This is a genomic window from Mesorhizobium sp. M7A.F.Ca.CA.003.01.2.1, assembly GCF_003998945.1.
GTDB lineage: Bacteria > Pseudomonadota > Alphaproteobacteria > Rhizobiales > Rhizobiaceae > Mesorhizobium > Mesorhizobium ciceri.
Map to the genome: position 1 here is coordinate 1 of NZ_RZRA01000164.1, position 7450 is coordinate 7450.

A 7450-nucleotide genomic window follows, 5' to 3' on the forward strand; every position below is an offset into this window, starting at 1 on the left:
GGTTCGGCCTGCTCGCCGGAGACGCCGAGCACGATGAGACGGTCTTGTGCCTCGGCGAACGGCATGTGGTGCAGCAGCGACCGGTTGAGCACGAACAGCTCGTCCGGATCGAACTTGGCCGCGGATTTCGATGTCGCCGCCGGATCGAAGCGTTCGGCGAGTTCGCCCATCGTCGGCATCGCCGCGACATTCTCCGAAGTGCCTACCAGGACCGCCAATGATGCGACGGCCATCGGCTCGATCCCGTCCTCGCGCAGGCTTTCGATGGAGAGCGCGCCGGTGCGCTTCGACAAGCCCTCGCCCGATGCGGTGGTCAGGAGATTGTGGTGGCCGAACACTGGCGGCGTGGCAGCCAGTGCCTGGAACAGGGCGATCTGCACGCCGGTGTTGGTGACATGGTCGTCGCCGCGGATGACATGGCTGACGCCCATCTCGATGTCGTCGACCACGGAAGGCAGCGTATAGAGATAGGTGCCGTCCTCGCGCACCAGGACCGGATCGGAAAGCGAGGCCAGATCGACGGTTTCCTCACCGCGCACCAAGTCGTTCCAGTGGATTTCAGTGCGTTCCGGCTGTTGTGGATCGCCTGAGAAATTGGGCAGGAGAAAACGCCAGTGCGGCCGGCGGCCATCGGTCTGGTATTCGGCGATCTGTTCGTGCGTCAGGGTCAACGCCTCGCGGCCATAGACCGGCGGCAGACCGCGCGTGCGGCGCACCTTGCGCCTGAGATCCAGCTCCTCCGGCGTTTCGTAGCAGGCATAGAGAACGCCTGCCGCCTTCAGCCTCTCGACCGCCGCGTCATAGACTTCGAAGCGCCGCGACTGGTACTCGGTGGCGTCGGGAAAAATGCCCAACCAATGCAGGTCGTAGAGGATGGCGTCGGAAAACTCCTGCTTCGAGCGCGCAATGTCGGTGTCGTCGAAGCGCTGGATGAAGCGACCCTTGTTGTTCACGGCGAACAGCCAGTTGAACAGAGCCGTGCGCGCATTGCCGATATGGATGCGGCCGGTCGGCGAAGGGGCGAAACGAACGGTAACTGTCATGAGCGGGGCGTACCGGATGCTTTTACGATTGACAAGACGCGCCCCCGCGCTGCCCGGCAGACATAGAACATGGCGGCTGGAATGAAAAGACCGGGCGTTGGACGCCTCAGGAGGCACCCAGTCCGCAGGCGGCCTTTGTAACCGAGCGCTGCCAGCCGCTGGGGCCGACCACCGGTTGAAGGCGATCAGCGGCCGAAATCATCGGAACTGAGGCGGGTCCAGCGGTCGCCCACCAATCCACCGATAAAGATGTCGCCGGAGCGGACCGCTTCCGTGACCTCGGCGATCCGCGAGCGGACCATCGTTCCCCCGGCATAGCGGAAGAAGACATTCTTGTAGCCAAAGAGTTGGGATATGAATCTGGTCTGCGTCTGCCCGGTGATGCCCACGCAGCCCATCTCCCATGCGGCGGCGACAAGCGCATCCAGCGTCGCGCCCCAATGCGATCCGAATGCCTGGATTTGCAACAGGTTCGCCATGTCGCCGGCTTGACCATAGAAGGCATAACAACCGAGCATTTTGCCCGTTTCGTCGTAGATCCCACCGAAATGAAGGGGGCCGTCGGCCCGCTTCTCGGCCGCCAGCGCAAGCAGCCGTGGCAACTCCCCATCCTTCCAACTCGGCCGAAGAGCGTAACCAGACAGGAGGGTCGGCAGTTCCTCGGCAAATTGCACGGCATTGATCGGCTCACGGTGGGTGCGATGCGACGATGAATGCTGGACGGGGGGCTCGAACCTTCTTTTCGCAAGAGCATCGAATGCTCGCGCAAAGGGGTCGAGTACAAGGTGAGGCAGGCCGGGCCATTTACGGTGCAGTGCGGCGGCGGCCATTCCCGCCGGCCGGAAGACATATGTCCATCCCAGACAATGCACCGGCAGGAGTTGATACTTCATCGGGCGCGCGAAGGCTAAGGATGTCCGGTTGGCCGAATCGGTCAGCTGCAGATCGAATTCGCCTTGATGCAATGCCCGCAGCAATTGCGGTCCGGCCGAGCCGTCATCGGTGCCGGGGTCGGCCATGAGCGGCCCGATGATCGCCGCATTCAATGGCGCACCATTGAGCTCGTAGCGGGCTTTCAAAACGCCGAGGAACCCACCCAGGCGGCCCTGCCGGTTGATCTGGACAAGAGCGTTGCTTTCACCGGAGTGGCCGGCAGGGTCGAGATAAATCTCTCTCATATACGCGGCCGTTTCGGCGATCGCGCGATCGAGGAGGTGACGGCGCCGCCGGCGAAACTTCGTCAGGAAGAGTGCGGCGACGCGCTCGAGATCTTCGGCAGCAAGCGGCCGAACCGAGCCATGCTGAGATTCCAGCACTGACGGCGCAGCCAACTTTTCCTCGGCATTCGCAGAAAGATGCATCGTGAAAAACGTCCGTGGGTTGCCTCCATCGGATATATATCAACCATTGGTAGAAACAACGTATCTCGGTCAATATGATGAACAGAGGTCCCAAGACTTACTATCCGGACAGGACTTCACAGGCAAATCAAGTCGGCCAGCATCACGGCGCTGATCGACGGGTCGACTGCCTCCCTGCGATCGCATCTCCTGCTCCAGCCCGCTGGGCTGACCGTGCCTGACAGAGGCGGCCTCCGGCCGAAGCTGGAGGCCGCCTCAGGTCAGCTGACAAGTCCCTTGGTCAGTTCGAGCGCCTGGCGTTCGAACAGGCGACGGTAGATGCCGCCTTTCAGCCGGATCAGTTCGTCATGCGAGCCTTCCTCGACGATGTTGCCGCGATCGAAGACCAGCAGCCTGTCGAGCGCCCGCACTGTCGAAAGCCGGTGCGCGATGACCAGCGTGGTGCGGCCGACCATCAGCCGCTCCATCGCCTGCTGGATCAGCACCTCCGATTCCGAATCGAGGCTCGATGTCGCCTCGTCGAGGATCAGGATGCGCGCATCGGCAAGGAAGGCGCGCGCGATCGCCACGCGCTGACGCTCGCCACCCGACAGTTTCACGCCGCGTTCGCCGACCAGTGTACCGTAGCCCTTTGGCAGGTTGGTGATGAAGTCATGCGCACTCGCCAGCTTGGCGGCATGCTCGATCTCCTCCTGCGACGCACTCGGCCTGGCATAGGCGATGTTTTCGGCCAGCGACCGGTGGAACAGGATCGGCTCCTGCTGAACGATGGCGATCTGCCCGCGCAGCGAGGCTTGCGCCACCTGCGAGATGTCCTGACTGTCGACCAGGATTTTCCCCGCGTTCACGTCATAGAGCCGCTGGATAAGCTTGACGAAGGTCGTCTTGCCCGACCCCGAATGGCCGACCAGCCCGACGCGCTCACCCGGCGCGATATCGACCGAAAAGTCGCGGTAAAGCGCGGATCGGTGATGGCCATAGTGAAAGGTGACGTTGTCGAAGCTGATCCGTCCTTCGGTGATCCGGATCGGCTTGGCACCTGGCCGGTCCTCGATGCCGAGCGGTTCGGACTGGAAATCGACCAGCTCTTCCATATCGTTGATGGAGCGCTGCAGGTTGCGGATATGCGTGCCGATGTCCCTGAGATAGCCCTGCAGCACAAAGAGCGAGGTCAGCACGAACGCAACGTCGCCGGCGCTCGCCTGCCCCCACGACCACAGCATCAGCGCCAGGCCGATCACCGCAGCGCGCATGACCAGCAGCAGCACCCCTTGCGTGGTGCCGTTGATGGTGCCGCGCACCCAGGTGCGCCGTGTACGCGCACGCCATTTGGCGACGACCTTGGCCAGGCGGCGTTCTTCGCGCTCCTCGGCGCCAAAGCCCTTGACCACGGCGTTGCAGCTGACCGCGTCGGCCAGCGAGCCGCCGAGGCGGGTATCCCAGGTGTTGGCGAGCCTTGCCGCCGGCGCGACATAGCCAAGTGACAGCAGCGCCGTCACCGTGATGAACAGCACCGAACCGGCAGCAACGACCGCACCCATCAACGGCCAGAACCAGCCGAGCAGCAACGTCGACCCGACCAGCATGACGACCGACGGCAGCAGTGCGATGAGGATGGTGTCGTTGAGCAGGTCGAGCGCCCACATGCCGCGCGTCACCTTGCGGACGGTCGAGCCGGCAAAGCTGTTGGCATGCCAATCGGTGGAAAAGCGCTGAACGCGATGGAAAGCATCGGCGGCGATGTCGGCCATCATCTTCAAGGTCAGCTCGACGATGCCCATGAACGCCAGGTTGCGCAACACGACGCCGGCCAGCGCCAGCGCCATCAACATCGAGAACGCCGTCAGCGCGGCATTCCAGGCAATCGCGTCGGCGGCGGCGCTGCTGGCGACGGCGTCGACCAGCCGGCCGGAATAGAGCGGCGTCAGCACATCGGCCAGCGTCGACAGCAGGAAGCTGGCCATGATGAGCGAAAGCCGCCACGGCTGGCGCCGCCAATGGGTAAGCGTGAAGCCAAGAACGCTGCGAAAGGCGCTCGCGCGCAAATCGATCTTGAAACGAGCCATGATGTCATTCGGGCACAAACGAGCCCGATCCCAGTAGGTCGAAAATTGAAGAAGCCGCGCAAGGGCCAATGATTGCCCGGAAGCGGAGTGGCATATTTGGCGTATCGCCCATAACCGGGCGGCGATCGGCATCGGCATAAGCCTGTGCTCGATCCGGCATCGGCACGAAGGGCAAACCTTCGCGGAGCGCCGGATGAGACCTAGGCTTCGCGGCCTCGCATTACCATGTGAAATACTGCCATTCGGACCTCCCGCAAGACAATTGCGGAGCGGTTCTTATAGAGACGCTCCGATGCACCGCCAAGACGGGCTGACGCCAAAAGCGTATCTGGTCCAACCACTGCGATTATTTTGCAACAATGGCGGGCAAGCCGCGCCTCATTCAGGAACGCGATCCAAGCGCATGTAGCGGCCATCGGTCGATGGCTTGAACCCGAGCTTTTCATACATGCCATGGGCATCGCTGGTCGACAGGCTCCAATGGAAAACGGTCCTGACCTCCGGATGATCGATCAGGGCCTGGACGAGCCGGCTTCCTATGCCCTGCCCGCGATTCTCCGGCCAGATGATGATATCGGCGAGATAGGCGAATACGGTGCGGTCGGTGATCGCCCGGCCGAAGCCGACTTGCCTGCCATCGACATAGGCGCCGACGCAAAGCGAGTTGGCAAAGGCGCGGCGATGGACTTCGTCAGTGCGTCCGGCGCCCCAATAGCTTGCCATCAACAGGTCCGATGTCGCACGGAAATCGATCCGTGACATGTCGAAGCTGATCTCACAATCGGGCATGGTTGTCTCCGGCCGCGCCGCGTGCGCTTTCGGTACCTAGCTGCGATCCCTGAAACGATTGGTGATGGGGTAGCGGCGGTCGCGGCCAAAATTCTTTTTCGTGATCTTCACGCCTGGCGCCGCCTGCCGTCGCTTGTATTCTGCGATGTAGAGCAGGTGCTCGATGCGCGTCACCGTCGCCCGGTCATGGCCGCGCGCTACGATGTCGTCGACACCCATCTCATTCTCGACCAGGCATTCGAGGATATCGTCCAGCACCGGATAGGGCGGCAGCGAATCCTGATCGGTCTGGTTCTCGCGCAATTCCGCCGACGGTGCCTTGTCGATGATGTTCTTCGGGATCACCTCGCCCGAGGGGCCCAGCGCACCCGGCGGCACGTGGCTGTTGCGCCAGCGCGACAGCGCGTAGACCTGCATCTTGTAGAGGTCCTTGATCGGATTGAAGCCGCCATTCATGTCGCCATAGAGCGTGGCATAACCGACCGACATCTCGCTCTTGTTGCCGGTGGTGACGACCATTGAGCCGAACTTGTTGGAGATCGCCATCAGGATGGTGCCGCGTGCGCGGCTCTGCAAATTCTCCTCGGTGATACCTTCCTTGGTGCCTTCGAACATCTGCGTCAGCGCGTGCAGGAAGCCCTCGACCGGCTCGAAGATGGGCACGATGTCATAGCGGCAGCCGAGAGCGCGGGCGCAATCCTCGGCATCTTTGAGCGAATCCTTCGAGGTATAGCGGTAGGGCATCATCACCGCGCGCAGCCGTTCCTCGCCGAGCGCATCGACGGCCAGCGCCGCGCAGATCGCCGAATCGATGCCGCCGGACAGACCAAGCACGACGTTCTTGAAGCCGTTCTTGTTGACGTAGTCGCGCAGGCCCAGCATGCAGGCGCGATAGTCAGCCTCCTCCCGGTCCGGGATTTTCGACATCGGCCCTTCCGAGCAGACCCAGTGATCGCCTTGTCTCTTCCAGGTGGTGACGTCGACCGCTTCCTCGAACTGGCTCATCTGGAAGGCAAGCGTCTTGTCGGCGCCAATGGCAAACGAAGCGCCGTCGAAGATCAGCTCGTCCTGGCCGCCGAGCTGGTTGGCATAGATCATCGGCAGCCCGCATTCGATGACCTGGCGGATGACGACCTGGTGGCGGACATCGATCTTGGCGCGATAATAGGGTGAGCCGTTCGGCACCAGCAGGATTTCCGCCCCGCTTTCGGCCAGCGTCTCGCAGATATCGACATCGCCCCAGATGTCCTCGCAGATCGGAATTCCGATGCGCACGCCGCGGAAATTGACCGGCCCCTGGATCTCGGGTCCGGCCTGGAAGACGCGCTTCTCGTCGAACTCGCCGTAGTTCGGCAGATCGAGCTTGTAGCGTTCGGCGATGATCTTGCCGCCGTCGGCGAAGATGATCGAATTGTGCGTGCCGCTCTTGCGCTTCAACGGCGTGCCGATGATGACGCCGGGACCGCCATCCGCGGTGTCGGCGGCAAAGTCCTGTGCCGCCTTTTCGCAGGCTTTCAAAAAGGCCGGCTTCAGCACCAGATCCTCCGGCGGGTAGCCGGCGAGGAAAAGCTCGGTATAGAGCACGAGATCGGCGCCCTGACGTGCGGCATCCGCCCTCGCCTCGCGGGCTTTGGCGAGATTGCCTGATATGTCGCCGACAGTCGGATTGAGCTGGGCGACGGCGATGCGCAGGATGTCGAGCTTCTTGGTCATGCCTGCTGACTTAGCGCGGCAAAATTGCTCGGGCAATGGCGTTCGTTTGGACCAATTCGGAGCAAATGACGAATGTCATTCGTGTCCGGACCGATCGATTCGATCGTGTTGACCGATCGACGAATGCCGATCGTGGCAAGCGACCACGTTTCAGTCGTCGCCCATATATTCGCGCAGCGCTTGCGGCGAATGGTTCTCGCCGATCGACATCGCCAGGATGCGTGAAATATGGCGGCGCGGCAGATGCGTCTCCGCTGCCCATTGATTGATTTGCCTCTGGATCTTGTCCAGGTCCTTCTTCGAAGTCGGGCTTTCGGCGATGTCGAGGCCGGCGTCGCGCAACGCCGCGGCCATATCGCCCGAGATGACGAACGCATCCCACCCCAGCCAGCGCAGGAAATACTGGCCCGTGTTGCCGCCCAGCCGGCTGCCATGCTTGCCGAGCCAGGCCATCAGCCCGACCTGGTCATCATCAGGC

General features: G+C 62.4%; 5 protein-coding genes and 1 pseudogene. All 6 read right to left on the reverse strand.

The window, feature by feature from the left end:
* Positions 1–1043 (reverse strand): glutamate--tRNA ligase (gene gltX, locus EN969_RS09430; RefSeq protein WP_127419088.1); only part of this gene is annotated, 1043 nt, incomplete at its 3' end.
* Positions 1044–1228: 185 nt separating this feature from the next.
* Complete coding sequence (locus tag EN969_RS09435) at positions 1229–2404, reverse strand: hypothetical protein (RefSeq protein ID WP_013531893.1); 1176 nt, start codon at positions 2402–2404, stop codon at positions 1229–1231.
* A gap of 260 nt (positions 2405–2664) precedes the next feature.
* A complete protein-coding gene (locus EN969_RS09440) occupies positions 2665–4470 on the reverse strand; it encodes an ABC transporter ATP-binding protein (protein ID WP_063170224.1) in 1806 nt (601 codons plus the stop codon).
* Between the two features lie 378 nt (positions 4471–4848).
* A complete protein-coding gene (locus tag EN969_RS09445; RefSeq protein WP_063167907.1) occupies positions 4849–5259 on the reverse strand; it encodes a GNAT family N-acetyltransferase in 411 nt (136 codons plus the stop codon).
* Positions 5260–5295: 36 nt separating this feature from the next.
* Positions 5296–6972 (reverse strand): NAD+ synthase, encoded by a 1677-nt coding sequence (locus EN969_RS09450; protein ID WP_013531895.1) that lies wholly within the window; start codon positions 6970–6972, stop codon positions 5296–5298.
* Between the two features lie 150 nt (positions 6973–7122).
* A pseudogene (locus EN969_RS09455) lies at positions 7123–7450 on the reverse strand (DNA-3-methyladenine glycosylase I); the annotation flags it as partial.

Excerpts from the sequence above, each read along its gene's own strand:
- EN969_RS09440 (WP_063170224.1), bottom strand. The coding sequence starts at position 4,470 with ATGGCTCGTTTCAAGATCGATTTGCGCGCGAGCGCCTTTCGCAGCGTT.
- EN969_RS09450 (WP_013531895.1), bottom strand. The coding sequence starts at position 6,972 with ATGACCAAGAAGCTCGACATCCTGCGCATCGCCGTCGCCCAGCTCAAT.
- EN969_RS09435 (WP_013531893.1), bottom strand. The coding sequence starts at position 2,404 with ATGCATCTTTCTGCGAATGCCGAGGAAAAGTTGGCTGCGCCGTCAGTG.
- EN969_RS09445 (WP_063167907.1), bottom strand. The coding sequence starts at position 5,259 with ATGCCCGATTGTGAGATCAGCTTCGACATGTCACGGATCGATTTCCGT.